This is a genomic window from Roseospirillum parvum (assembly GCF_900100455.1).
GTDB lineage: Bacteria > Pseudomonadota > Alphaproteobacteria > Rhodospirillales > Rhodospirillaceae > Roseospirillum > Roseospirillum parvum.
Genome location: NZ_FNCV01000001.1, coordinates 257755 through 281075, shown reverse-complemented (window position 1 = coordinate 281075; position 23321 = coordinate 257755). Strand labels below are relative to the sequence as shown.

Genomic DNA, 23321 nt, shown 5'->3' with positions numbered 1-23321 from the left:
GACGCGGCGCCGGCGAGGACACTCCCCACCCCGATCCCCCGCCACAGGACCGCCCCATGAGCCGCCGCCCCATCCCGCCCGATCCCGCCCCGCCGGAAGGCGTCGAGCACCTCGGGCGGGAGCTGCTGCACGACGGCTTCCTGCCGGTCGAGAAACGCACCCTGCGCCACCGCCTGTTCGCCGGCGGCTGGAGCCAACCGCTGACCCGCGAGGTGGTGCGCCGGGGCGTTGCCGTGGCCGTCATCCCCTACGACCCGGTCCGCCGGCGGGTGGTGCTGATCGAGCAGTTCCGCATCGGCGCCCAACTGGCCGACCAGCCGGCCTGGCAGGTGGAGGTGGTCGCCGGGCTGGTCGAGCCGGGCGAGGATCACGCCGCCGTGGCACGCCGCGAGCTGCAGGAGGAAGCCGGCCTCGAGGCCCTCGACCTTGAGCCCGTGCAGGGGGTGGTGGCCAGCCCCGGGGCGATGGACGAAACGGTGTGGCTGTACGCCGCCCGGGTCGATGCCGAGGCCGCCCAGGGCATCCACGGCCTGGACCACGAGGGCGAGGACATCCGGGTGTTCACGGTCAGCCTGGACGAGTTGGCCGACCTGGTCGACCGGGGCGGGCTGACCAACAGCACCACCCTGATCGCCGCCCTGTGGCTGCTGCGCCACCACGGCGACCTGGACGCCGCCTGGACCGGCTGACCGCCGCCCCAGACCCGTCCCCTAAACTGGGGCGGCGGTCCGCTGCCCCAGACCCGTCCCCTAAACTGGGGCGGCGGTCCGCCGCCCCGGCCCGGTCCCATTCCTACCCCCAGAGCACGCCGAGCGGCGGGTACAGCCGGCCGCGCTCGTAGAGCAGGGCGGCCTCGCGGTCGGCGGCCAGCAGCAGCGGGCCATCCAGATCGACGAAATCGGCATCGGCGGCGAGCAGTGCCGCCGGCGCCATGGCCAGCGAGGTGCCGACCATGCAGCCCACCATGACGCCGAAGCCCCGGGCCCGGGCGGCGTTGCGCAGGGCCAGCCCGGCGGTCAGGCCGCCGGTCTTGTCGAGCTTGATGTTGACCACCTGATAGCGTCCGGCCAAGTGGTCCAGGTCATCAGCCCCGTGCACCGATTCATCGGCGCACAGCGGCACCGGGCTGTGAACGCCCTCCAGACCCTGGTCGGCCTCCGCCGGCAGCGGCTGTTCGATCAGCACGGCGCCCAGATCGGGCAGTTGGGGGGCCAGGGTTTTCAGCAGCTCCAGGTCCCAGGCCTCGTTGGCGTCGATGATCAGGTCGGCCACCGGGGCGGCCTGGTGCACGGCGGCGATGCGTTCCAGCGCGTCGTCGCGGCCCACCTTCAGCTTGAGCAACGCCCGGTCGTCCAGCTCGGCGGCGCGGGCGGCCATCTTCTCCGGGCTGTCCAGGCTGATGGTCTGGGCGGTCAGCAGGGGCCGCGGCTCGGGCAGGCCGGCCAGCCGCCATACCGGCACGCCCTTGGCCTTGGCCTCCAGGTCCCACAAGGCGCAATCGAGCGCGTTGCGCGCCGCCCCGGCGGGCAGCAGGTCGAGCAGCCCCTGGCGGGTCAGGCCGCCGGCCACCGTCTCGGCCAGACCGGCCAGGGCGGCCAGCACCTGGGGCACCGATTCGCCATAGCGCGGGTAGGGCACGCATTCGCCCCAGCCCCGGTGACCCAGGGCATCGACCACCTGGGCCACCACCACCTCGGCGCTGGTCTTGCTGCCGCGCGAGATGGTGAAGGCCCCGGCGATGGGCCAGCTTTCCGGATGAACGCCAAGACGGGTTCCGCGCATCGGGACGGCCCTCAAACGGCGCTCGGGAAGTCGGCCCGCACCCGGTCGACGATCGGCCCGACCCCGGTGCGCACCGGATCGACACAGGGCAGCTCCAGGCGCTCGGCGGTGGCGGCCATCAGGTCGGCCGCCTCGGTGCTTTCCAGATGCCGGGTGTTGAAGGCCACGCCGACGAAGCGGGTCGCCGGCGCGGTGACCCGGGCGGCGGCCAGATTGGCCTCCATGCAGGCTTCCAGCTCGGGCAGGCTGTGGTGCGGGATGCCGCGCATGTGCGGGCGGTTGGGCTCGTGGCAGAGGACCAGCGCGTCGGGCTGGGCGCCGTGCAGCAGGCCCAGGCTGACCCCGGCATAGGAGGCATGGAACAGCGAGCCCTGCCCCTCGACCAGATCCCAGTGGTCGGGATCGTTGGCCGGGGCGATGGTCTCGGCGGCGCCGGCGATGAAATCGGCCACCACCGCGTCCACCGAAACCCCGTCGCCGGCGATCAGGATGCCGGTCTGCCCGGTGGCCCGGAAGTCGGCCTTCATGCCCCGGGCCCGCATCTCGCGCTCGATGGCCAGCGCCGTGTACATCTTGCCGACCGAGCAGTCGGTGCCCACGGTGAGCAGCCGGTGTCCAGGCCGCAAGGCGCCGCTGGCCACCGGATAGCGACCCTGCGGATGGCGCACGTCGTGCAACTTGCAGCCGTGCATGGCCGCCGTCTCGGCCAGGGTGGGGATGTCGACCAGCCGCTCGTGCAGGCCGGCGGCGACGTCCATCCCCGACTGCAGGGCGCGCACGAAAACGTCGATCCAGGCCTGGCCGATCACCCCGCCCCGGTTGGCCACCCCACAGACCAGGGTGCGCACCCCGGCCTTGGCGGCATCCTCGATGGACATCTCGGGCAGGCCCAGGGTGGTCCGGCAGCCGGGCAGGGTAAGCTGGCCCAGGCACCATTCGGGTCGCCACTGGGCGATCCCGGCGGCCGTCTTGGCGGCCAGATCGTCCGGCGCGTCGCCGAGGAAAAGCAGGTAAGGCTGGTCGATACGCACCGCTGAAGGTTCCCTTTGCTGAACGGGGGAGGATCGTTTCCCCCAATCTGTAGCGCAAATCCCGGCCGGCGCAAAGGCGGCCTCGCCGGCCTCAAGGTAAATTGTATACAACCCGCCACGGGCAAGTTATGAAGGAAGTTCAGAAGCCCGAGAATGAATGCTCGCTGGCCCGCCCTTCCGTTCCCGTACCTGCCCGGATGCGCCCATGACCGCCTCGCTCTTCGCCCTGATGGCCCGCAACTTCCCCGCCGATCGCAGCCGCCCGCTGCTGATCACCCCGGACGGGCAGACCCTCAGCTACGGCGACATGGACGCCCTGTCGGCCCGTATCGCCCGGCTGCTCACCGAACTGGGGCTGGCCAAGGGCGACCGGGTCGCCGTGCAGGTGGAAAAAAGCCCCGAGGCCCTGGCCCTCTATCTGGCCTGCCTGAAGGCCGGGCTGGTCTTCCTGCCGATGAACACCGCCTACCGCAGCGACGAGGTGGACTACCTGCTGGGCGACGCCGAGCCGGGCCTCTTCGTGTGCCGCCCGGAACAGCAGGCCGAGGCCGAGAAACTGGCCGCCGCCCGGGGCTGCCCGCGGGTCATGACCCTGGGCGCCCCCCTGGGCACCAACGGCAGCGGCTCCCTCGCCGAGGCCGCCGCCAGCCAGCCGGCCGAGTTCGCGCCGCTGCCCCTGGCCGAGGACGATCTGGCCGCCATGCTCTACACCTCAGGCACCACCGGGCGGCCCAAGGGCGCCATGCTGACCCACCGCAACCTGGCCGCCAACGGCCTCGCCCTGCGCGACTCCTGGCGCTTCACCGAAAACGACGTGCTGCTCCACGCCCTGCCCATCTTCCACGCCCACGGCCTGTTCGTGGCCTGCCACTGCGTGCTGCTGGCCGGCGCCGCCATGATCTGGCTGCCCCGCTTCGACGCTGCCCAGGTGATCGAGAACCTGCCCCGGGCAACCACCTTCATGGGCGTGCCCACCTTCTATACCCGCCTGCTCGCCGAACCCGCCTTCAACCGCGACACCACCGCCCACATGCGCCTGTTCACCGCCGGCTCGGCCCCCATGCTGGCCGCCACCCACGAAGCCTTCACCGAGCGCACCGGCCACAAGGTGCTGGAACGCTACGGCATGACCGAAACCGGCATGAACACCGGCAACCCCTACGATGGCGAGCGCATCCCCGGCACCGTCGGCCTGCCCTTCCCCGGAGTCTCGGTGCGCGTGGTCGACGACGCCGACAGCCCCCTGCCCACCGGCAGCGCCGGCAACATCCAGGTGAAAGGCGACAACGTCATGCTGGGCTACTGGCGGATGCCCGAAAAAACCGCCGAGGAATTCACCGCCGATGGCTGGTTCCGCACCGGCGACATCGGGCTGATCGACGCCAAGGGATACCTGTCCATCGTCGGACGAGCCAAGGACATGATCATCTCCGGCGGCTACAACGTCTACCCGAAGGAAATCGAAGGCCTGATCGACGCCCTGCCGGAGGTGAAAGAATCGGCCGTGGTCGGCGTGCCCCACCCCGACTTCGGCGAAGTCGGCATCGCCATCGTCGTGCCCGCCGACAACCAAACCCCAGACGGCGACACCATCATCAACCACCTGAAAAACACCCTGGCCAACTACAAGGTGCCGAAAAAAGTCTTCACCACCGATACCCTGCCCCGCAACACCATGGGCAAAGTGCAGAAAAACCTCCTGCGCGACCAACACCGCTCGCTGTTCACCTGAGCCCCCAAGGGCCGGAGCGCGGTCAGCCAAGCAAAGGGGCGCCGCCCCTTTGAACCCCGCTGGGGAGGCCCGAGGCCTCCCCAGACCCCACCATGAATCAAAGCCGATAAGAGGGGGGTATCCGAGCGCGTGCGCTCGGATACCCCCCTCTTATCGGCTTTAACTCGCGGCGGGGGTCCGGGGGAGCCCCAGGCTCCCCCGGCGGGGGTTCCAAGGGGGCAGCGCCCCCTTGGCTCGGTCGACCACGCTCCGGCCCTTGGGGGGTTCGGGTCAACGGCGGCGGTGTTTGCCGAGGGGGATGAGGACGGTGAAGTCGAAGGGGCTTCCGGAGTCGATGGTTTGGGCTTTGGGGGAGAGGGTGTCGCGGGCGAATTCGAGCCAGGGTTCGGCTGGGGAGTAGTAGAGGGTATGGTCGCGTTTGTCGCGGGCCCGTTCGTGCAGCAGGTTGAAGGCGAGGCCTTTTTCGCTGAAGTCGGCGAGTCGGGTGACGGTGGTTCGGACGTGTTCGGCCCAGACCTGGTCGCTGTCGCCGGGGCCGTTGGCGCCGGCTTTGATGCCGAAGGTGCCCGAGGCCAGGGAGTAGTCGGCCACCCGGTCGGCCATGTCGGCCCTGGCGAAGCTGGCCCGACGGTCGGTGTGGCGGCGTCGGGCGGTGTCGATCATGCGCCCGGAGAGGTCGAAGCCGCGATAGCTGCCGCCGCGCAGCACCGGGCGCCAGCGCAGGTAGGCGAACAGGGCGCCGTAGCCGCAGCCCAGGTCGTTGATGCTGACCCCGCCTTTCCAGCGATCCAGGCCGAAGATGTGGCACAGGGCGGCGAAGCGGTCGCGTTGGCCGCGCCGGTTGGGCCACAGCACGGCGTTGTGGGTTGGCCCCAGGTCGCCGACCAGATTGTCGTAGGTGTTGGCCAGGGCCAGTTGGCGCAGCGCCTCGTCGGCCGGCAGGTCGGGGTGGACCTCGCGGCAGAGCAGGTCGCGGAAGCTGGGGGGCTCGGTCATGGGGCCTCGGGCACCGGGGGCAGTCAAGCCCCAGGTACCCGAGGCGGTGCGATCAATCAAGCAGGGTGGTGGGCAGCCACAGGGCGATCTCGGGAAAGGCCATGACCAGTCCCAGACCGCACAACTGGAGCAGCACGAAGGGAATGATTCCCTTGTAGATGTGCTCGATGCGCACGCTTCTTGGCGCCACCCCCTTCATGTAGAACAGGGCGAAGCCGAAGGGTGGGGTGAGGAAGCTGGTTTGCAGGTTGACCGCCACCAGGATGGCGAACCAGGGCACGATCTGCTCGCTCGGCAGGTGGGTGCCGAAGTCGAGCAGTTCGATGATCGGGGTGAAGATGGGCAGCACGATCAGGGTGATCTCGACCCAGTCGAAGAAGAAGCCGAGCAGGAACACGATGCCCATCAGCACGAACAGCAGCCCCCACGGGCCGACGCCCAGGCTTTCCACGAAGTCGACCACCATGTCGTCGCCGCCCAGCGAGCGGAAGACGTAGGAGAACGCGGTCGCCCCGACGAAGATGAAGAACAGCATGGCGTTGGTCAGCGCGGTGCGCTGCACCACCTCCTTCAGGGTGGCGAAGTTCAGGCGCTTGCGGCCGATGGCGAGCACGGTGGCGCCCAGCGCCCCGACGCCCGCCGCCTCGGTGGGGGTGGCGTAGCCGCCGAAGATCGAGCCCAGGACGAGCACGATCAAAAGCACCGGCGGCAGGAAGGTGCGCAGCACCAGGAGGATCAGCTCGCCCAGGCTGTCCGGTCCCAACTCGCGCGGCAGGGGCGGCGCCAGCTCGGGCTTCAGGGCCGAGATGGCGAGGATGTAGAGCATGTAGAAGCCGGCCAGGATCAGCCCCGGGAAGATGGCGGCCAGGAACAGGGTGCCGACCGAGGTGGCCAAAAGGTCGCCCATGATGACCAGCATGATCGACGGCGGGATGAGGATGCCCAGCGTGCCGGAACTGGCGATGGTGCCGGTGGCCAGGGGCTTGTTGTAGCCGCGTTCCAGCATCACCGGCAGGGCCATCAGGGTCATCATGACCACCGAGGCGCCGATGATGCCGGTGGTCGCCGCCATGATGGTGCCGAGCATGGTCACCGCCAGGGCCAGCCCGCCGGGGATGCGCCGCAAAAGCACCTGCAGGGTGTTCAGGAGGTCGGCCGCGACGCCGGATTTCTCCAGCATGGTGCCCATGAAGATGAACATGGGAATGGCGGTCAGCACCAGGTTCTCGACGATGCCGCCATGGATGCGCACGATGATGTTGAAGAACTCGATGCCGGAAAAGACATCGAAGGCGATGCCCAGGGTCCCGAAGGCGATGCCGATGCCGCCCAGCACCAGGGCCACCGGATAGCCGGTGAACAGCAACGCCCCCAGGGCGACGAACATCAGAAGCGGGAAGTAGTCCTCGATATAGAAACCCATGATCGGCTGGCGCTCCCGGCCCGGCGTGAACGGCGTTCGGTTACTGGTTGGCGGCCCCTTGGGGGGCTTCTTCGTGCTCGGGGTCGAGCAGGGCCATGGCCTCGGCGCGCGCCGGACCGCCGCCGAACAGGGCGACGATGCACCTGAGCAGGGTCGCCACGCCGGCCATCAGGATGACCACGAAGCCGAACATGATGAAGGACTTGATGATGAAGCGGTACGGCAGGCCGGTGAGCGCCGCGCTGACCTCGTGGTTTTCGTAGGAGCGCAGCGTGAAGTCGTAGCCGAAGTAGATGACCAGCCCGCAGTAGGGGATCAGGGCGAGCAGGATGCCGATCAGCTCGATCCACACCTTGAGTCGGGGCCTTAAGTGGTCGCGCACCAGCTCGATGCGCACGTGGGCGTCCTTCAGGTAGGCCATGCCGAAGGTCATCAGCAGCAGGATGCCATGCAGGTGCCATTCGGTTTCCTGCAGCTTGGTCGAGCTGACCAGGGTCAGGGCGTCGGCCAGGCCGTCGCCGATGATCTGGTTGCGGACCAGCCAGGTCAGGACGTTGCGGGTGATGACGTCGTAGATGATGACCAGCATCAGCGGCACGGTCAGCCAGGCGGCGGCCTGGCCGATGGCCGACACGATGCGTTCCAGCCGGTGGCTGACGGCAAGCAGGGCGGACATGGCTCCCCCGGCGCGTGTCTGGTGAGGATCAGGGTGCGCGGGGGTCCACGTTGACCGTGGACCCCCGGTGGCGGGTGTTCAGGCTGGCTGGGAAGCGGTTCCCGGCCCGGGTTCCCGAAAGCCTAGTCCAGGTAACCCAGGTCGCCCCAGATCTTGTAGTCGGCGCGGAAGGCCGACAGCGACTCCCAGACCCGCTTGAAGTCGGGGTCCTGGCTCTGCTCGGCGACCACCTCTTCCCAGGCGGCGTGGAGCTGCTCGAGGATTTCCGGCGGCCAGCGGTGGATGGTCACGCCCTTCTCTTCCTGCAGCACCTTGAGGGCCGAGAACTGGATCGCCTCGCCCTCGGCCAGACCGTAGCGGACGTTGTCGCCGCACATGGTCTCGATCTGCGCCTGCTGGGTTTCGGACAGGGCGTCCCAGTTGTCCTTGTTCATCATCAGGTCGAAGAAGGTGGACTGCTGGTGCCAGCCGGGGAAGTAGTAGTGCTTGGCCACCTGATAGAAACCGAGATTGAGGTCGATGGCCGGCATCGAGAACTCGGTGGCGTCGATGGTGCCCAGCTCAAGGGCCGGGAAGATGTCGCCGCCGGCCAGAAGCTGGGTCGACACACCCATCTTCTCCATGACCTTGGCGCCCAGGCCGAAGAACCGCATCTTGAGCCCCTTGAGGTCCTCCACCGAATTGATTTCCTTGCGGAACCAGCCGGAGGCCTCGGGCGCCAGGAGACCGCACTGCACCGAGTGGATGTTGTGCTGGTGGTAGATCTCCTCGAACATCTGCTGGCCGCCACCGAAGTAGTACCAGGCCATGTACTCGCCGGCCGAGGGGCCGAAGGGCACGGCGGCGAACAGCTGCAGGGCGGGCACCTTGCCGGCCCAGTAGCCCGGCGTCGACCAGCCGGCATCAATCGAGCCCGAGGAAACGGCGTCGAACACCTCGAGCGCCGGGACCAGGGCGCCCGGCTCGAAGAACTTGATCTGGATGTTGCCGTCGGAGACCGCCTCGATGCGGTCCTCGATGCGCTTGCCCAGGGTGCCGAGCTGGGTCAGCTTGCCGCCGTAGGTGCTGGCCATCTTCCAGCGCACCCGGTCGGCGGCCTCGGCATCGGTGGCCAGCCCCAGGGCCAGCGCCCCGACCAAGCCAACGGCGACGCCCTTGAGGGCGGTTCTCGTGCGAGCGATCCTGTTGAGCATTCGTCCCACCTGTTTTCTGTTTTCGTGTGATTTTGAGTGAAGGCTGCGTGTCCGAGGGGGGCAGGACGGCGGAACCTCGCCGCGCCCGAGGAACGCGCCCCGCAACAGGCGCCGTGCCCCCTTCCCGCCGCGCCGCCAAGGGGCCCGGCTGCGGTTCTCGTGGACGGTTTCTCCTCCCCGTTTGGATCGGGTAAAAAAACCCTAGCGTACGGCTGGGGGGTCGGCAAGGAGAATGTATGCAATTTTGCGCGGGCTGACATGCAGCCCACGCATTGCCTTGAAATCACCGAAAAAAGGTATCGCGTGCGCCCTACAGGCGGTCGCGCAGGGCGTAATACAACATGCCCACCACCAGCGCCGGATGACGCAACAAGGTGCCGCCGGGGAACATCGGCGTGGGCAGCCTGGCCATCACGTCGAAGCGCGAGGCCTGGCCCACCGCAGCCTCCGCCAGGAGCCGCCCGAGAAGGCTGGCGATGCCCACCCCGTGGCCCGAGAAGCCGTGCGCGAACAACACGTTGGGCGACAGCCGGCCGACGTGCGGCAGGCGCTTCAGGGTGATCGCCAGGGTGCCGCCCCAGGCGTACTCGATGCGCGCGTCGGCCAGTTGCGGGTAGACCTTCAGCATGTGCGGCTTGACGAAGCCGGCGATGTCGGCCGGGAAGCGGTGGGAATAGGTCTCGCCGCCGCCGAACAGCAGGCGGTGGTCGGCCGACAGCCGGTAATAGTCGATCACGAACTTGGTGTCGGCCACCGCCACGTTGTCGCGGATCAACTCGCGGGCCCGCGCCTCGCCCAGCGGCTCGGTGGCGATGACGTAGTTGTTGATCGGCATGATGCGCCCGGCCACCCGGGGTTCCAGCCGGCCCAGGTAGCCGTTGCAGCAGATCACCACCTGATCGGCCGTCACCGTCGGCCCGGCGGCGGTGCGCACCCGGGTCGGGTTCGACGGGTCATAGCCGCTGACCCGGGCGTGCTCGAACAGCCGCGCCCCGGCCTGCTGCGCCGCCCGGGCCAGGCCCAGGGCGTAGTTCAGCGGGTGCAGGTGCAGGGCCGTCATGTCCTGCTTGCCGCCGTGGTAGATGTCGGTGCCCAGGCGTTCGGCCATGCCGGCCCGGTCGATCCACTGGAAGTGCGGATAGTCGTAGTGTTCGGCCATGTGGTCGACGTAGCGGGCGATCCACTCGGCGTCGCCCGGCTTGACGGCGGCGTTGAGCACGCCGTCCGTGAGGTCGCAGTCGATGGCGTGGCGCTTGACCCGCTCGCGGACCAGCGCCTTGGCCTCTTCCGCAAGCTCCCACAGGCGGCGCGCCGTCTCCTTGCCGAGCGCCGACTCCAGGGTCATCTGGTCCTGACGCTGGCCGCTGCCGACCTGCCCGCCGTTGCGCCCGGAAGCCCCCCAGCCGACCCGCTCGGCCTCCAGCAGCACCACGTCGAGGCCCTTCTCGGCCATCTCCAGGGCCGCCATCAGACCGCAGAAGCCGCCGCCGACGATGCACACGTCGGCCCGGGTGTCGGCCTCCAGACGCGGCAGATCGGGCGCCCCGCGCGGGGTGGCGGCATAGTAGGAGTCGGGGTGGCCGGGCAGCACCTTGGAGCCCTGGGAAACCAGCATGACGGGGATGTCCTGAAACGAGAGGGAAGCGGGACCTGCACGCCGGGTCGCCAGGGCGGCGGCCGGCCCATCAAATATATTCAACACCGAGTGCGTTTCAATGGCCGCGTTTCAATGGCCACATCTCAATGACCGCGTCACATGGTGGCGGTCCGGCGCTCAGCGGCGCTCAAGCAGGGCCTGGCACTGGGTGTCCAACTGGTCCAACTCGTCGAGGGTCAGGTCGATGTCGCGGCGCTGCGCCAGAAGGCTCGCCCGCCGCTCGGCGATCTTTTCCACCAGGTGCGTGAGCTGGGCGCTCTCGTCCTGGGATTCGTCATATATATCAAGTATTTCGCGTATCTCGGCCAGGGAAAAGCCAAGCCGCTTGCCACGCTGGATCAGTTGCAGGCGCACCCGTTCGCGCGGTCCGTAGAGGCGCCGCTGGCCGACCCGACGCGGGGTCAAAAGGCCCTTGTCCTCGTAGAAGCGGATGGCCCGCGTGGTCAGGCCCAGTTGCCGGGCCAGAGCGCCAATGCTCTGCCCCGCCTCCGACTCCGTCCCGGCCCCGCGCGTCTCCATGCCGGTCAGGATAGGCCAAGTGGACGTTTACGTAAACGTCAAGTTAAAGGCTCAGTTCTCGGCCAGATCGGGCAGCGGCAGGATGTCGACACCCTCGTCCAGCAACTCGCGCGCCTCGTCCGGCGTGCTGGTGCCGAAGATGCCGCGCGGCGCCACCTCGCCGTAGTGGATGCGTCGTGCCTCTTCCGGGAAGCGGTCGCCCACGTTGTCGCAACTCGCCTCCACCTTCCGGCGCACCTCAACCAGGGCCTGGCGCAGGGCGGCCGCCTGCTCGGCCCGGCCGGCCGCCGCCTGACGGGCGGTGGTGAGGTTGGGCGCCATCAGGGCGCGCCGCACCTCGACCGAGTCGCAGACCGGGCAGCGCACCTCGCCGGCCTCGACCTGGGCCTCGAAGCGGGTGCTGTCGGGGAACCAGCCCTCGAACTCGTGGCCCTCCCGGCAGATCAGGGCGTAGCGGATCATCGTCCGTCCCGGATTCAGTCCCCGCCCGCCTCGTCGTCCGGCTTGGCGTCCGGCGGGTTGAGGGAGAAGGCGCGGTCATGGGCCAGCGAGGGAATCTTGCCCCGCGCCACCCGGGCCGCCTCCAGATCGACCGCCACCAGCAGCATCCCCGGCTCCACCCCGGCGTCGGCGATCACCTCGCCCCAGGGGGCCACGGCCAGGGTGTGGCCGAAGGTCTGCCGGCCGTGCGGGTGGGTCCCGGTCTGCGCCGGGGCGAGCACCCAACTGCCGGTCTCGATGGCCCGGGCCCGCAGAAGGGCGTGCCAGTGGGCCTCGCCGGTCTGGCGGGTGAAGGCGGACGGCACCACCAGCAGCTCCGCCCCGGCCTGGGCCAGGGTGCGGTAGAGGTGGGGGAAGCGCAGATCGTAGCAGATCGACAGCCCCATGCGCCCCCACGGCAGATCGACCGTCACCGCCGCCGCGCCGGGCGCGAAGATGGCCGATTCCCGATAGGATTCGCCGCCGTCCAGATCGACGTCGAACATGTGGATCTTGTCGTAGCGGGCGGCGATGCCGCCGCTCGGGTCAAGCACGTAGGTGCGGTTGGCCACCCGGCCGTCGGGCTGGCTCACCGCCAGGGTGCCGCAATGCATCCAGAGGCCAAGATTGGCCGCCAGATCGCGGAAGGCGACCAACGCCGGGTGGCTGTCCTCGGGGTGGGCGTTGCCAAGGATGGCGTCGCGCCCCCAGGTCATCATGGCCACGTTCTCGGGCATCAGCACCATGTCGGCGCCCTCGCCCTTGGCCCGGCGGGCCAGGGCGCAGGCGGTCTGCACGTTGACCGTCATCTCGTTGCCGGCATTGACCTGCAGGCTGGCGGTGCGAATGGTGCGCGACATGGTGGGCGCTGACTCCGACAGGGGCCCCTAGCGGGCGAGATGGGTGGCGATCAGCGCCTCGGCGATCTGCACGGTGTTGAGGGCGGCACCCTTGCGCAGGTTGTCCGAGACGCACCAGAACGACAGCCCGTTCTCCACCGTGCGATCCCGCCGCAGACGCGAGATGTAGACCGCGTCCTCGCCGGCGCACTCGGCCGGGGTGACATAGCCCTCGTCGATCCGGCGGTCGACCACCACCACCCCCGGCGCCGCTTCCAGGGCGGCGCGGGCCGCCTTCTCGTCGATCGGCCGCTCGGTCTCGATGTTGATGTACTCGGCGTGGCCGATGAACACCGGGGCGCGGCAGCAGTTGGCGTGCACCTTGATGTCGGGATCGAGGATTTTGGCGGTCTCCACCGCCATCTTCCATTCCTCCTTGGTCGCCCCGTCGTCCATGAACGTGTCGATGTGCGGGATCACGTTGAAGGCGATCTGCTTGGTGAACTTCTCCTGGGTGGCACTCACCGGATCGTTCACATAGATGCCCCGGGTCTGGTTGAACAGCTCGTCCATGCCCTCCTTGCCGGCCCCGGAGACCGACTGGTAGGTCGATACCACCACCCGGCGCACGCCAAAGGCCTGGTGCAGCGGCTTCAGGGCAACCACCATCTGGATGGTCGAGCAGTTGGGGTTGGCGATGATGCCCCGCTTCTTGTAGCCGGCCAGCGCCTCGGGGTTGACCTCGGGCACCACCAGCGGCACGTCCGGCTCCATGCGGAAGTGGCTGGTGTTGTCGATCACCACGCAGCCGGCCTGGGCGGCGCGCGGGCTGTGCACCTTGGACACCGAGGCCCCGGGCGAGGACAGGGCGATGTCCACCCCGGTGAAATCAAAGGTCTCCAGGTTCTGGACCTTCAGGATCTTGTCGTCGCCATAGCTCACCTCGCGCCCGACCGAGCGCGGCGAGGCCAGGGCAAACACCTCGTCGGCGGGAAAGCCCCGCTCGACCATGATCTGCAACATCTCGCGGCCCACGTTGCCCGTGGCCCCGATGACCGCAACCCGATAACCCATGACGACAAAAACTCCCGCACGACAAAACCGGGCCGACCCTTCCGGCCGACCTCACGAGCGCCTTCAAATACACGCTTTGCCCCCGCCCATGCAAGGTGCGCCCCCTGGACGCACCCTGGGCCGCCCCTCACACCTCGAAGCCGCTGGGGGCGTTCCACGGGCCCCGACGCCAGCCGCCCCGCCAAGGGGCGTTGGCCGGCCGGGTCGGACGGCCGAGGCGCACCGGCTCGTTGAGCAAACAGGCGGCGACGGCGTCCAGGCCGTCGTCATGGCCCTTGCCCAGCCCGGGGCGCCATTCGCGCATTTCCGCCACCAACGGGGTGCCCCACACCGAGCGGTGCACATGAAGCGCCCGGGCCGCCAGGATGGCGTCGAAGGCCTCCACGATGCGCTGGTCCTTGGGCGTGCTCGACGCCTTCTCGATGACCCCGCAGGCCAGCCCGGCGGCGGCCAGCTCGCGGCGCAGGATGCCGGGCAGGAAACGGCCCAGGCCGTTGGTCTCCACGCACACCGCCGGGGCCAGGGTGTCGGCCGCGAAGGCCGCCACCTGACGGCACATCTGGGTCGCCGGCTCGACCGGATGACGCGGATCGTGAGTCAGCCAGGCGATGCGGTGCAGCCAGTAGCCGCCCGCCTCGTCGGCAAACACGATGGCGATCACGCTGCCGTCCCCCGCCCCCTTGGCGTCCAGGGCGCGCGCCCCGAAGGCCGGGTCCCAGAAGCAGGAGGCGGAGACCAGCCGCCGGCCGTCCAGCCTCAGGATCACCTCGCCGGCCGCCTCGCTGTAGTCCAGCTCGGCCTCATAAAGCCGCAAGGCCTCCGGATCGAGCCGCCCCTCGGCGATGTTCATGGGCTTCAGCATCATCTGGCTGGCGAACTTGTTGGGCCCGCTGCGCCGCCGCAGCGCCGCGATGCGCTCGACCGGGAAACGTTCCGGCCAGGCGGGACGGTGGTGGGCGTCCTCGATGGGAATCTCCAGACGCGCGAAGCCGGCCAGGAAGGGCACCGCCTCGCCCATGTCGCGGCACGGCTCGGCGGCGTAGATGGTGTTGTAGGTGTGCGGCGTGCCCACATAAAGCGACAGCCCACCCGGCACCAGCACATAGTCCAGTTCCGACAGCCGCTGCCGAAGGTCGGCCCGCTTGGGCGCCGTGTCGCAGGTGTTGGGCACCTCCACATCGTCGCAGACAATGATGTCGGCCCGCGAGCCGGTCACGTTGGCCCCCACCCCCTTGGCCAGCATGGACGGATCGCGCAGCTCGCGCGGCCGGGCCACGGTGAATTGGTCGGCCGCCCACTGGTCGCGGCGCGGCGGCTTCAAATGGCGGGTCAGCGGATGGCGCTCGATGATCCGCTTCACATTGCGCACCATCTTCTTGGCCAACGCATGATCGGCCGCCATGACCAGAATGCGCAGGCTGGGGTTGTCCAGCAAAAGCCAGGCGCAGAACAGCCCGACCACCGTCGACTTGCCCGAGTTGCGAAAGGCCATCAGAAGCGCCTGCCCCTCGCCGCGCCGCCGCCGACGACGCCAACGCGCCGCCAGCCAACGCGCCATGCGCCGCTGATGGGCCGGCGTCGCCTGACCCTCCAAAGCGTTCCAGATGTACAGGAATTCGATGAAATCGACGCCGAGATGCACCGCCCCGGCCGGCGGATCAGTCTTGCTCATGATCGTCATCCAGGGAGTCAGGATCAGCCGTTTCGCCGTCCAGCAGCTCGCTGGCCAGATCAGCCGCCAGATGAGCCCGCGCCTCGGCGATCAACCGGCCCAGATCGTCGCCCAGTTCAGCGCCTGGTTCGGCGCCCGATGCCTCGGGGCCGGCGGCCGGCGCCTCGGCCCAGCGGATCAACTTGATGAGAACCTCGATGTGCGCCAGCGCCGCCTTGCACGCCGCATGATGCGCGGCAAAGGCCTTGGCGTCGGCCTCCAACTCCAGCGACGCGGCGCCCACGAAGCGATCATAGGCCCGGGCGGCATCGCCCAAACGCGGCGGCAACAACGCCGCCAACTCGGCCCGCAAGGACTCGGCATCAGGCGGGGCCTTCTTGCGACGCCGAGAAGAACGGACGGACATCAACGGATACTCCTTTGCAGAACAGGGAACAAAAAAGGGGGCTTTGCCCCCTTGACCCCCACCGGGGGGACTGGGTCCCCCCGGACCCCGCCAATTCGTTTGCTGAAACACCCTCCAACCGAGCCGAACGCAGCGTTTTTTTGGTTGCAGGCGGCCTTGGCCGGCCTGCTTAACAACCCAAAACGTGCTTCAGAGTGCCTTCGGCTGTCGGAGGCGTTTTCGCTGGGGATTGTTTCAGCAGGCCAGCAAAGCTGGCCTGCAACCAAAAAACCGGAGCACCCCGCTCATCCCGAGCGTTTCGCGCCAACGACAGGAGGGGGTCCGGGGGACCGCCTTCGGTCCCCCGGCGGGGTCAGGGGCAGCGCCCCTTTTTTCTTGGTGTTGGGGAGGTATCAGAACCCCGCCGTCGGCCAGTCGGGTTCCAGGTTGGCGGCCTGTTCGGGGTCAGTCAGGGTATCGAGGGTGGCTTCGGCTTGGTTGGTGGCGGCGCGCACGGCGGCGCGGTAGTCGAGCACCGCCTGGGGAGTGGCGGCGCCGCCTTCGCTCTGGCGCAGGATGTACCAGTCGGTGGGTTTCAGCTTGCTGGCGGCCTGGGTTTTCCAGGCGGCGACCTTGCTGGCCTTGATCTCGGCCAGGGGGCGCCAGGTGGATGGGTAGTGTTCGGTCAGGGTGGTTCCCTCGATGCTCAGGGTGCGCTCTCCCTGGAGCTTGTAGGGGCCGGGGTTGGCGTTCTCGCGCGCCAGGCGATAGATGCCGCGCGCCGGGTCGGGACCATGGACGCGCAGCAGCACGGTATCGGAGCCGGGCAGGCGCAGATTGACGGGGCGACGGATGGGACGGGGATCGCCGTCGACGAGAAGGACGAGGCCGGTCATGGGCTGGTTCTCCGGGAATGGGGGGACGGATCAGGTGCCGGCCGGGCCGGCGATGTTCAGGTGCCGGCCGGGCCGGCGACGCGCCGGGCCAGGGCCGAGAGGATGCCGAGTTGCTCGGCGCTGGGGGGCTGCTTTTCCGCGCTGCGCTTGTAGACGTAGACCCCCAGCACGGCGAGGCCGACGCTCCAGATGGTGGACAGGCTGGCCATGGCGGTGATCACCTCGCCGGCCAGTTCCGGCGCGGTGACGATGGTGTAGCCCAGCGCCCCCATCTGCACCGCCCAGCTGGCCGCCATGATGTAGCCGAAGGTGGGGCGCATGCGGCGCACGTAGGCGTCCTGGCTGGCCACCTCGGCGCGCACCGTGCGGTTGATGATTTGCAGGCGCTCGGTTTCGGCGCGGTACATGCCGAACTCCCAGTCCAGGTAGGCGCGCTGGAAGTCGAGATGCAGCCGGGGATCGGCCTCGATGGCCTTGATCGCCGCTTCGGTGTCGTCGCTGCCGGCCAGGCGGCGGGCGATGCCGCCCACCTGCTCGGCCACTTTCACGGCGTCGTCGTCGTCGGTGGCCCATTTGATGACACTGGGCGCGATGGCGGCCAGCGCCCCGATGATGGCGGGGATCATGGGCCGCCTCCTATTCGATGTTGTTGTAGAACAGGTGCCGCCCGATCTCGGCCGAGGGCGCCTGATGCCAGGCCCAGGGCGGATGGACGCCCCGGGCGTGATAGTGGGTGGCGCCCCCGGTGGGATCGGGCAGGGTGCCGGCCAGGGCGCGCTCGGCGATGCGCTGGCAGGAGCGGAACACGCGGTCGCCCTCGCCCACCGCCTCGATGCGCGGCCGGTTGGGGTCGCCCAGGTTCCAGCACGAGAACTGCCAGGGCTTGAGGCACACCTCGGTGATGGTGGTGCCCCACCACCAGCCGCCGCGCTGGCGGGCCCGGCGCACCCGGTTGAGGACCACCGAGGCCACCGCCTCCTTGCCGCGCACCGGCTCGCCCCGGGCCTCGCCGTAGAGGGTGCGGGCCAGGATGTCGGCGGCCCGCCGGCGCTCGGTGGGGTCGGCGGGGGCGAGCGGGCGGGTGTCGGCCGGGTTCATGCCTGGCCTCCCGAGTGGGTGGCCGGACGCACGTCCAGCTTGTGCTCGATGCGCTCCAGATGGACGGTGAGGCGCTTCTCCACGTCCTTGATGTAGGCGATGGAGGCGTAGGACTTGGCCACCTCCAGCTTGTAGGCGGCGAGCGCCTCGCGCAGTTGGGCCTGGCCACGGTCGGCGATCAGGCGGGCCTCGCCGAGGTCGGCCTCGGCGTCGTGGCGGGTGCGCCAGACAAGCCAGAACAGCGAGCCCAGGACGGGCACTTCGACCACCGTGATCCACCACGCGAGGTCTACGGTCCAGGAGGTCATGGAAAGGCTCCTTGTTGTCGGAAAGGCAAAGAAAAAGCCGCCGTCCCGGGGTGGGAGCGGCGGCATGGGGTGGGGCCGGCCGGCGCGCCGGCCATGCTTGGTCGGCCCATCACGTCACCTCGGCCAGCGGGCTGGCGCCGGCATTCTGGCTGGTCAGGGGCAGGAAGCCGTCCGGCAGGGTCACGCCATCCAAGGCGAACTCCGCCAACTGTTCGACACCGCCGTACCCTGCCGTTCCGTACCAGCCGACCATCGGAAAGAGGGGACCGGAAAGCCCCGTCTGGACAGCCCCGGTGCCGGCGGCGGGATCACCTTCCCAGGTGATGGCGGTACCGTCGAATAGCCCAACCCAGGCCTTGCCGTTGTCCAGGTCCAGGGCAATGGCCGCCCCGTCCCCCGAGGCGGTCCAGGTGGCGTGTCCGGTGCTCAGGTTGGCCGCGTTCTTTTTCCATTGCCCGGAAGCATTGTAGCCCCAGCTTTCAAGTCGCTGCCCGGGGTAGCCGTCCAGCGATCCGGTCTTGCCGAAACCAATGTATCTCCAGGACAAATAATGGGGCCCGAGGCTTTTCGTGGCGAAAACCCACTTGCCGGAAGAAACAGGCATTTCCGACACAGCTTGATTACCACCATTCCCGCCGGCCAGCCAAACCACGGTATTGCCCTCGGAGTAGGTGTTGTTCGCCCCTCCGAGGTCTGGTGACAGCGTGGCGTAGTTGTTGGTCGGCGTATCGGTGCGCTGATCGCTGCTGGTCAGGTTGGCGGGCGCCCAGTTGTTGCCGTTGCCGGAAGCATCGCCGCCCAGGTTGGAGGCGTTGGCGAAGTCGAGGCGGAACCCGTTGGACCCCACGTCCCCGACGAACGCCTTGTGGCGCCAGAGGTCGCCGAAGACCTCCCCGAAGGCGGCGGCATCGAGCGCCTGCCCGTCCACGAAGACCACCTCGGCCAGATAGCCGTCCAGGTGGTGGGAGTTCCCGCCGCCGTAACCCTGCCGGCCGATGTTGTGCTGCACGGCCCGGTTGGCGGTGGAAAGGCGCCCCTGGGAGGGCACCGTGTAGGTCGAATAGCTGGTGACTTCGCCGCCGTTGATCCACAGGCGCATGCGCAGATCGGGATCGGTGTTATCGCTGTCCCAGCCGCAGACGACATGATACCAGCCGGCGAGGTCCACCAGAACGCCCTGGCTCACCAGTAGCCCCACGTTATTCGCTTGATACTCCGCGAACCTCAAGGTGTCGGAATCCCTGTCGAAGCCAATGAGGGTCTGATGGCTGCCGGTGGTGGCCTCGAACAGCACCTGATACTCACCGCTGCCGGCGCAGGGGCTGGCCCGCTTGACCCAGCCGCTCCAGGTCCACCGGGTGCGGTTTCCCTCGGCGGCCGGGGTGCGGGTCAGGCAGGCGTCGTCCGCCTTGTTGAACAGGCCGGAGAAGTCGATGGGGTCGCCGAGGGCCGCGCCGGTCCCCGGGAAGGTGGGCAGGGTCAGGCTCATGGGGTGAGGATCTCCAGATAGGACCCGCCGTCGTCGCGGGTGATCTTGAACACGTTGAGCGCCCCGGCATCCGCCTTGTAGGCGCCGGAAACGGTGGCGTAGGCACTGACCGCCGGGCTGTGACCGCCGCTGGTGTCGTTGGTCAGCGACAGCCAGATGGCCCCCTTGTGGGCCGGCGCGAGCAGGGTGAAATCGCCGCTCACGGTGGCCTTCTGCATGTGGCCCAGGGTGATGTCCGGGGTCAGGGTGGCGCTGCCGGTTTCGCCCAGGTCGTGCACCGTGGCGGGGTAGCCCACGCTGAGCGTGGCCGCCGTGTCGGCCTTCAGGATGGCCGCGTCGGCCGGCTCGGCGCCGATCTCGGCGGGCTCGGGCAGCGGGTGCACATGGTCGGCCCGCGACACGTCGGCCGCCGTGCCCGGAGCAGCCTCGGCGGCCAGGGCGAGCGGGTCGCTGTCGGCCCGCTGAATGGCCCCCAGCGCCGCCAGGTCCTTGTTCTCCAGACGGCCGCCATCGGCCGACCAGCCGAGCACCCGGGCCGCCTCGGCGCTCGGCAGAGTGGTCGAGGCGGTGCCGCTGTCGGTCGGCGCCAGGGTCAGCGCGCGGGCCAGATCATCGGCCAGTTGCTGCAGGCCGGCGACGATGCGGTCCAACTCGTCGTTGATCACCTTGGCCCGGAAGGCGCCGCCCTCCTGGAAGTCGGTGGTGCGCGCCAGGGGCACCCGGCGGCGCAGGGTGACCGTGGTCGCCGGAGCGCCGGCCGGGCGGGGCGGGGCGTCGAAGGTGACCGTGCCGCCGTCGCTGCCCCCGGCGCCACTGACCGTGTAGCCGTCGGCCTGAAGGTTGGCGCCGACATAGACCTCCATGTCCGAGGCCGCGAAGACGGGAAAGGGATAGGCAAAGGCGAGCTGATCCTCGGCCGCGTCGTACTGCACGCGCGGGGTGATGTCGCCGATCTGGATGTGGCTGCTCATCGGGGGGACTCCTGCGAAGGGGATGGGGAGGCGGGGCTGGCCGGGGCGCTCACCGCCACCAGCCTGCTTCCTCGCCGTGTTCGACCACCGTGCCGCCCAGGCCGAGCAGGCCACGGTTGAGGCTGTCCGAGCGGGCCAGCAGGTTCCGGGTGCGCTGGCCGGCCCGGTCGAGGGCCAGGCCCTGGACCTGGAGCCCCTCCAACTGGCGGGCCTGGGCCAGGTCCTCTTCCACGTTGCGCACCAGGCCACTGGTCACCGCCTGGGCCGAGCCGCCGCTGCCCCCGACGCCGGCCGCCGCGAAGCGGGCCCGCTGGCTGGCCAGGTTGCGCTTCAGGAGGCTGCGCTGTTCTTTTTCCCGGGCCTCGCGCTGGGCCTTGATCTGGGCCATGCGCTGGGCGTACTCGGCCTGTTGCCGGGCCTCCTGGGCGCTGGCCTGCTGGCTGCTGCTGACCATGCCGTAGAGGGTGCTGATCGCGGTGGAGATCAGGGTTGCTTCGGTGACTCCCATCAGACGTTGACCTTCATTTCAGTGGTGACGGAAAGGACGGTGCAGGGCAGCGGCGCGTCGCCACTGACCCGCCACAGGGGCTTGGTGCCGTCGCGCACCCAGCCCAGGGCGCGCACGCCCACATCGCCCGAGAACAGCGGCGGCGCGGTGTCGAGCACGCCGGCCGCGCCGAGCCGTTTGAAGGGCACGTCGCGCGGACCGCGCCCGGTGTCGAGCTTCAGGCCGGCGGTGTCCTTGAGGCGGAAAACGGCGCGGATCAGCCGCACGGTGAGCCCCGGACTGCCCCGCCCGGCCCCCGAGGCGGTGGGCGGCAGCGGCTCGATGAGGTGGCTGTAGGGCAGGCCGGCGCTGATTTCCGACACCGCGTAAGGCAACTCCAGCGCCCCCTCCTCGACCGGCAGCAGGCCCAGATCGGCGCCCTCGCCCAGCACCCGGACAGCCAGCCCCTCCAGATGGTCGAGGCCGCTCCAGGCGGTCTTGGCGGTCGCCTCGGAGCCGCTCAACGCACCGTCCAGGCCCAGGGCGGGATCGAAGCACTCGACCCGCACCGTGCCCTGGCGCAACACCAGGAACCAGGTGACGTCGTCGACCACCGCCACCGAAAGAAAGCAGCCCTCGGTCTCGGACAGCGACCAGGCGACCACTTTCTCGGCCCGGTAATTGGCCACCGTGACCAGGGCCCCGTCGCCGCGCACCAGGTGCAACTGGCGGGTCGCCGGGTTGGCGTCCATGTCGCGCGGCTCGAAGACCAGGTGACGGGCCAGCAACGACAGCTCGGCGGCGCCGTAGGACTGCTCCACGTCGGTGAACAGGAACTCCCGCACCTCGCGCCCGCTGGCGGCGCAGAACAGGGTGGCGCCGTCGATGTCGCGCGGCGGGATGTAACGGCCCGAGATCGAGCCGACGCGGGTCTGGCGCTTGAGCTGGATCGAGGTCGGGGTCAGCGGGTCGCCGGAGACCATCCATTCGGCGCCTGTGGTCAGCACCTGCAGATGGCGCCCGGAGAAGACACCGCGAATGGCGTTCACCGCATCCGACAGGATGGCGAAGTCGATCGCCTCGTCATCCAGCCCCTCGCCCAGATCGAAGTTGAACAGGTCGGCCGACTTGGACAGCCACAGCCGGTTGGGCAGATCGCGCGCCCCGCCGATGACCAGCCGGTCCTGATGGAAGGTGACGGTGACCGGCCAGCCGCGCACCGTCGAGAAGGCCTGCTCCTCCCAGTCGCGGGTCGCCGCCGTGCCGCTCAGGGTCTGTCTGACCTCGGCGGTGGCCTCGGTGGGCGAGGTGACGGCGGTGACCAGCACCTCCTTGGTGGCGAGGCGCAGGCGGGTGCCCACATGCCCGGCCTGGAAGACCTCGGCCGAGGCGCTCAGGGTCACCGTGCCGCTGGTGGCGCTGGCCGCCAGGGTGACCTCGGCGGCGGCGAACTTGTGGTAGGGCTGGTGGATGATGCCGTCGTCGTCGGCGTGGAAGCTCCACGGCTCGATGCTCCAGGCGCTGTGCCCGCTGCGGGTGATCCGGCGTGGCGCCACCTCGGGGTGGACCACCAGCAGGGTGTCGGCGCTCTGCGTCCAGGCCACCTGGGGGATCTGGGCCGCCGTCCACGGCACCGCGAAGCCGTGCACCCAGGCGCCGTCCATGAACACGTCCAGCCACTGATCGGACAGCGCCAGCAGATAGGTCTGCTCGGTGTTGAAGGTGAAGGCGATCAGCCGACAGCCGGCCTCGGCCCCGGCCGGCAGGATGCCCACATGGCGCAGCCCGGGGCGCCGCGAGACGCCGCCGGTGGGGTGCACCACCACGTTGCGCAGGGCGGCGGCGCCGTTCTCGAAGGCGGTCAACTCGGCCCGCCCCAAAAGGTCGGGGGAAATCTCGCCGCCGGTGAAGTTGGTCTTGGTGGTGTGGACCCGGCTCATCCCCGCACCTCCACCAGCGGGAAGCCTTCCAGCGCTTCGGGGACGTCCTGCTGGGCGTCGATCAGGCGGGCCTTCCTCACCTCCTCCTCGGCCAGCTTGAAGAGCAGCTCGCCCCGGCTGGTGCTTTCGGTCAGCGGCAGACAGAACTCGGCGGCCAGGCGGGCGATCAGGGCCTGGTCGAAAAACGGCGGAAAGGCGCTTTCGTCGGGCCGGAAAACGTAGGACAGGATGACCGCCTCGGCATCGGTGTGCAGGCGCCGCTCGTGGATGCGGTAGGGCAGCCCCCGCCCCCGCCCGCCGATCCCGGCCGACAGCACGCGCAGGAAATCGGCCGGCAACTGGTAGGCGTGGTCGAAGTCGGCCAGCGGGGTGGCGGTCAGGCGGGCCAACTGGGCCTGCCCGGTGGCGAAGTTCCAGGGATGGGACGACAACAGCGCATCGCGCACCGAGGGGTAGAGGTTGGCCGCCACCTCCGCCTCGGCGGTGCCTTCGTCGAAACTGGCGATGGTGTCGGCCCCCAGCTTGAGCAGGGCGCGCGAACACAAGGCAATGGCGGTCAGCGCCATGGCTTGGATCTCCTTCGGTTGGGGCGGAAACGAAAAAAGCCCCCCGGCGGAAACCGGAGGGCCTTGGAAAAGCGACACGAACAAAACAACACCGGGCCCGCGCGGCG

24 protein-coding genes are annotated in these 23321 nt (G+C 69.3%); 2 read left to right on the top strand and 22 right to left on the bottom strand.

Features of this window, described 5'->3' with window-relative positions:
• The first annotated feature begins 56 nt into the window (after positions 1 to 56).
• Complete coding sequence (locus BLR95_RS01215; RefSeq protein WP_176787511.1) at positions 57 to 689, top strand: NUDIX domain-containing protein; 633 nt, start codon at positions 57 to 59, stop codon at positions 687 to 689.
• Between the two features lie 103 nt (positions 690 to 792).
• Here the strand turns inward: BLR95_RS01215 and dgcA are convergent, their stop codons facing one another.
• Both dgcA and dgcN read right to left on the bottom strand, forming a co-directional pair.
• A complete protein-coding gene (gene dgcA / locus BLR95_RS01210) occupies positions 793 to 1782 on the bottom strand; it encodes an N-acetyl-D-Glu racemase DgcA (protein WP_092614161.1) in 990 nt (329 codons plus the stop codon).
• Between the two features lie 11 nt (positions 1783 to 1793).
• A complete protein-coding gene (gene dgcN / locus BLR95_RS01205) occupies positions 1794 to 2813 on the bottom strand; it encodes an N-acetyltransferase DgcN (RefSeq protein ID WP_092614159.1) in 1020 nt (339 codons plus the stop codon).
• 205 nt (positions 2814 to 3018) lie between these two features.
• On the opposite strand from dgcN, the gene BLR95_RS01200 reads away from it, so the two are divergent.
• Entirely contained in the window at positions 3019 to 4545 is a 1527-nt protein-coding gene (locus BLR95_RS01200; RefSeq protein ID WP_092614157.1) for a malonate--CoA ligase, read from the top strand.
• Positions 4546 to 4815: 270 nt separating this feature from the next.
• Here BLR95_RS01200 and BLR95_RS01195 read toward each other — a convergent pair whose 3' ends face one another.
• From BLR95_RS01195 to BLR95_RS01100, 20 genes are all read right to left on the bottom strand, one after another.
• Positions 4816 to 5541 carry a class I SAM-dependent methyltransferase gene (locus tag BLR95_RS01195; RefSeq protein WP_092614155.1) on the bottom strand — a complete coding sequence of 242 codons (726 nt, stop codon included), beginning with the start codon at positions 5539 to 5541 and terminating at the stop codon, positions 4816 to 4818.
• A 52-nt stretch (positions 5542 to 5593) separates the two neighbouring features.
• Complete coding sequence (locus BLR95_RS01190) at positions 5594 to 6964, bottom strand: TRAP transporter large permease (RefSeq protein WP_092614153.1); 1371 nt, start codon at positions 6962 to 6964, stop codon at positions 5594 to 5596.
• A 40-nt stretch (positions 6965 to 7004) separates the two neighbouring features.
• A complete protein-coding gene (locus BLR95_RS01185; protein WP_092614151.1) occupies positions 7005 to 7640 on the bottom strand; it encodes a TRAP transporter small permease subunit in 636 nt (211 codons plus the stop codon).
• A gap of 122 nt (positions 7641 to 7762) precedes the next feature.
• Positions 7763 to 8833, bottom strand: a complete 1071-nt coding sequence (locus BLR95_RS01180) for a TRAP transporter substrate-binding protein (RefSeq protein ID WP_092614149.1) — start codon at positions 8831 to 8833, stop codon at positions 7763 to 7765.
• Positions 8834 to 9143: 310 nt separating this feature from the next.
• The gene (locus BLR95_RS01175) at positions 9144 to 10448 is read right to left on the bottom strand and encodes an NAD(P)/FAD-dependent oxidoreductase (protein WP_092614147.1); all 1305 of its coding nucleotides are present in this window, start codon (positions 10446 to 10448) and stop codon (positions 9144 to 9146) included.
• A 159-nt stretch (positions 10449 to 10607) separates the two neighbouring features.
• On the bottom strand, positions 10608 to 11009 hold the full coding sequence (locus tag BLR95_RS01170) for a MerR family transcriptional regulator (protein WP_092614146.1): 402 nt from the start codon (positions 11007 to 11009) through the stop codon (positions 10608 to 10610).
• A gap of 51 nt (positions 11010 to 11060) precedes the next feature.
• Positions 11061 to 11471 carry a DUF1178 family protein gene (locus BLR95_RS01165; RefSeq protein WP_092614144.1) on the bottom strand — a complete coding sequence of 137 codons (411 nt, stop codon included), beginning with the start codon at positions 11469 to 11471 and terminating at the stop codon, positions 11061 to 11063.
• A 14-nt stretch (positions 11472 to 11485) separates the two neighbouring features.
• Entirely contained in the window at positions 11486 to 12349 is an 864-nt protein-coding gene (locus BLR95_RS01160; RefSeq protein WP_092614142.1) for a carbon-nitrogen hydrolase family protein, read from the bottom strand.
• 27 nt (positions 12350 to 12376) lie between these two features.
• Positions 12377 to 13402: an aspartate-semialdehyde dehydrogenase gene (locus tag BLR95_RS01155; RefSeq protein ID WP_092614140.1), complete on the bottom strand. Its 1026-nt coding sequence runs from the start codon at positions 13400 to 13402 to the stop codon at positions 12377 to 12379.
• Positions 13403 to 13529: 127 nt separating this feature from the next.
• The gene (gene terL, locus BLR95_RS01150) at positions 13530 to 15074 is read right to left on the bottom strand and encodes a phage terminase large subunit (protein WP_176787509.1); all 1545 of its coding nucleotides are present in this window, start codon (positions 15072 to 15074) and stop codon (positions 13530 to 13532) included.
• The gene (locus BLR95_RS01145; RefSeq protein WP_143130903.1) at positions 15061 to 15480 is read right to left on the bottom strand and encodes a hypothetical protein; all 420 of its coding nucleotides are present in this window, start codon (positions 15478 to 15480) and stop codon (positions 15061 to 15063) included. The genes terL and BLR95_RS01145 overlap by 14 nt, the downstream gene beginning before the upstream one ends.
• A 392-nt stretch (positions 15481 to 15872) precedes the next feature.
• Positions 15873 to 16355 carry a hypothetical protein gene (locus BLR95_RS01140; RefSeq protein ID WP_092614136.1) on the bottom strand — a complete coding sequence of 161 codons (483 nt, stop codon included), beginning with the start codon at positions 16353 to 16355 and terminating at the stop codon, positions 15873 to 15875.
• A 56-nt stretch (positions 16356 to 16411) separates the two neighbouring features.
• The gene (locus BLR95_RS01135) at positions 16412 to 16981 is read right to left on the bottom strand and encodes a 3TM-type holin (protein WP_092614134.1); all 570 of its coding nucleotides are present in this window, start codon (positions 16979 to 16981) and stop codon (positions 16412 to 16414) included.
• A 10-nt stretch (positions 16982 to 16991) separates the two neighbouring features.
• The gene (locus BLR95_RS01130) at positions 16992 to 17453 is read right to left on the bottom strand and encodes a cell wall hydrolase (protein WP_092614132.1); all 462 of its coding nucleotides are present in this window, start codon (positions 17451 to 17453) and stop codon (positions 16992 to 16994) included.
• Positions 17450 to 17761, bottom strand: a complete 312-nt coding sequence (locus tag BLR95_RS01125) for a hypothetical protein (protein WP_092614130.1) — start codon at positions 17759 to 17761, stop codon at positions 17450 to 17452. Before BLR95_RS01125 ends, BLR95_RS01130 begins: the two co-directional genes overlap by 4 nt.
• A 109-nt stretch (positions 17762 to 17870) precedes the next feature.
• Positions 17871 to 19250: a hypothetical protein gene (locus BLR95_RS01120; protein WP_092614128.1), complete on the bottom strand. Its 1380-nt coding sequence runs from the start codon at positions 19248 to 19250 to the stop codon at positions 17871 to 17873.
• The gene (locus BLR95_RS01115; RefSeq protein WP_092614126.1) at positions 19247 to 20221 is read right to left on the bottom strand and encodes a hypothetical protein; all 975 of its coding nucleotides are present in this window, start codon (positions 20219 to 20221) and stop codon (positions 19247 to 19249) included. The genes BLR95_RS01120 and BLR95_RS01115 overlap by 4 nt, the downstream gene beginning before the upstream one ends.
• 49 nt (positions 20222 to 20270) lie before the next feature.
• The gene (locus BLR95_RS01110; protein WP_092614124.1) at positions 20271 to 20729 is read right to left on the bottom strand and encodes a hypothetical protein; all 459 of its coding nucleotides are present in this window, start codon (positions 20727 to 20729) and stop codon (positions 20271 to 20273) included.
• Positions 20729 to 22648 (bottom strand): phage tail protein, encoded by a 1920-nt coding sequence (locus tag BLR95_RS01105; protein WP_092614122.1) that lies wholly within the window; start codon positions 22646 to 22648, stop codon positions 20729 to 20731. Before BLR95_RS01105 ends, BLR95_RS01110 begins: the two co-directional genes overlap by 1 nt.
• On the bottom strand, positions 22645 to 23214 hold the full coding sequence (locus tag BLR95_RS01100; RefSeq protein ID WP_092614120.1) for a phage connector family protein: 570 nt from the start codon (positions 23212 to 23214) through the stop codon (positions 22645 to 22647). The genes BLR95_RS01105 and BLR95_RS01100 overlap by 4 nt, the downstream gene beginning before the upstream one ends.
• Positions 23215 to 23321: the final 107 nt, after the last annotated feature.

Excerpts from the sequence above, each read along its gene's own strand:
- BLR95_RS01190 (WP_092614153.1), bottom strand. The coding sequence starts at position 6,964 with ATGGGTTTCTATATCGAGGACTACTTCCCGCTTCTGATGTTCGTCGCC.
- BLR95_RS01130 (WP_092614132.1), bottom strand. The coding sequence starts at position 17,453 with ATGAACCCGGCCGACACCCGCCCGCTCGCCCCCGCCGACCCCACCGAG.
- BLR95_RS01170 (WP_092614146.1), bottom strand. The coding sequence starts at position 11,009 with ATGGAGACGCGCGGGGCCGGGACGGAGTCGGAGGCGGGGCAGAGCATT.
- BLR95_RS01145 (WP_143130903.1), bottom strand. The coding sequence starts at position 15,480 with ATGTCCGTCCGTTCTTCTCGGCGTCGCAAGAAGGCCCCGCCTGATGCC.
- terL (WP_176787509.1), bottom strand. The coding sequence starts at position 15,074 with ATGAGCAAGACTGATCCGCCGGCCGGGGCGGTGCATCTCGGCGTCGAT.
- dgcA (WP_092614161.1), bottom strand. The coding sequence starts at position 1,782 with ATGCGCGGAACCCGTCTTGGCGTTCATCCGGAAAGCTGGCCCATCGCC.
- BLR95_RS01120 (WP_092614128.1), bottom strand. The coding sequence starts at position 19,250 with ATGAGCCTGACCCTGCCCACCTTCCCGGGGACCGGCGCGGCCCTCGGC.
- BLR95_RS01185 (WP_092614151.1), bottom strand. The coding sequence starts at position 7,640 with ATGTCCGCCCTGCTTGCCGTCAGCCACCGGCTGGAACGCATCGTGTCG.
- BLR95_RS01100 (WP_092614120.1), bottom strand. The coding sequence starts at position 23,214 with ATGGCGCTGACCGCCATTGCCTTGTGTTCGCGCGCCCTGCTCAAGCTG.
- BLR95_RS01140 (WP_092614136.1), bottom strand. The coding sequence starts at position 16,355 with ATGACCGGCCTCGTCCTTCTCGTCGACGGCGATCCCCGTCCCATCCGT.
- BLR95_RS01195 (WP_092614155.1), bottom strand. The coding sequence starts at position 5,541 with ATGACCGAGCCCCCCAGCTTCCGCGACCTGCTCTGCCGCGAGGTCCAC.
- BLR95_RS01110 (WP_092614124.1), bottom strand. The coding sequence starts at position 20,729 with ATGGGAGTCACCGAAGCAACCCTGATCTCCACCGCGATCAGCACCCTC.
- BLR95_RS01125 (WP_092614130.1), bottom strand. The coding sequence starts at position 17,761 with ATGACCTCCTGGACCGTAGACCTCGCGTGGTGGATCACGGTGGTCGAA.
- BLR95_RS01180 (WP_092614149.1), bottom strand. The coding sequence starts at position 8,833 with ATGCTCAACAGGATCGCTCGCACGAGAACCGCCCTCAAGGGCGTCGCC.
- BLR95_RS01105 (WP_092614122.1), bottom strand. The coding sequence starts at position 22,648 with ATGAGCCGGGTCCACACCACCAAGACCAACTTCACCGGCGGCGAGATT.
- BLR95_RS01135 (WP_092614134.1), bottom strand. The coding sequence starts at position 16,981 with ATGATCCCCGCCATCATCGGGGCGCTGGCCGCCATCGCGCCCAGTGTC.
- BLR95_RS01175 (WP_092614147.1), bottom strand. The coding sequence starts at position 10,448 with ATGCTGGTTTCCCAGGGCTCCAAGGTGCTGCCCGGCCACCCCGACTCC.
- BLR95_RS01155 (WP_092614140.1), bottom strand. The coding sequence starts at position 13,402 with ATGGGTTATCGGGTTGCGGTCATCGGGGCCACGGGCAACGTGGGCCGC.
- BLR95_RS01200 (WP_092614157.1), top strand. The coding sequence starts at position 3,019 with ATGACCGCCTCGCTCTTCGCCCTGATGGCCCGCAACTTCCCCGCCGAT.
- BLR95_RS01115 (WP_092614126.1), bottom strand. The coding sequence starts at position 20,221 with ATGAGCAGCCACATCCAGATCGGCGACATCACCCCGCGCGTGCAGTAC.
- BLR95_RS01160 (WP_092614142.1), bottom strand. The coding sequence starts at position 12,349 with ATGTCGCGCACCATTCGCACCGCCAGCCTGCAGGTCAATGCCGGCAAC.
- BLR95_RS01165 (WP_092614144.1), bottom strand. The coding sequence starts at position 11,471 with ATGATCCGCTACGCCCTGATCTGCCGGGAGGGCCACGAGTTCGAGGGC.
- BLR95_RS01215 (WP_176787511.1), top strand. The coding sequence starts at position 57 with ATGAGCCGCCGCCCCATCCCGCCCGATCCCGCCCCGCCGGAAGGCGTC.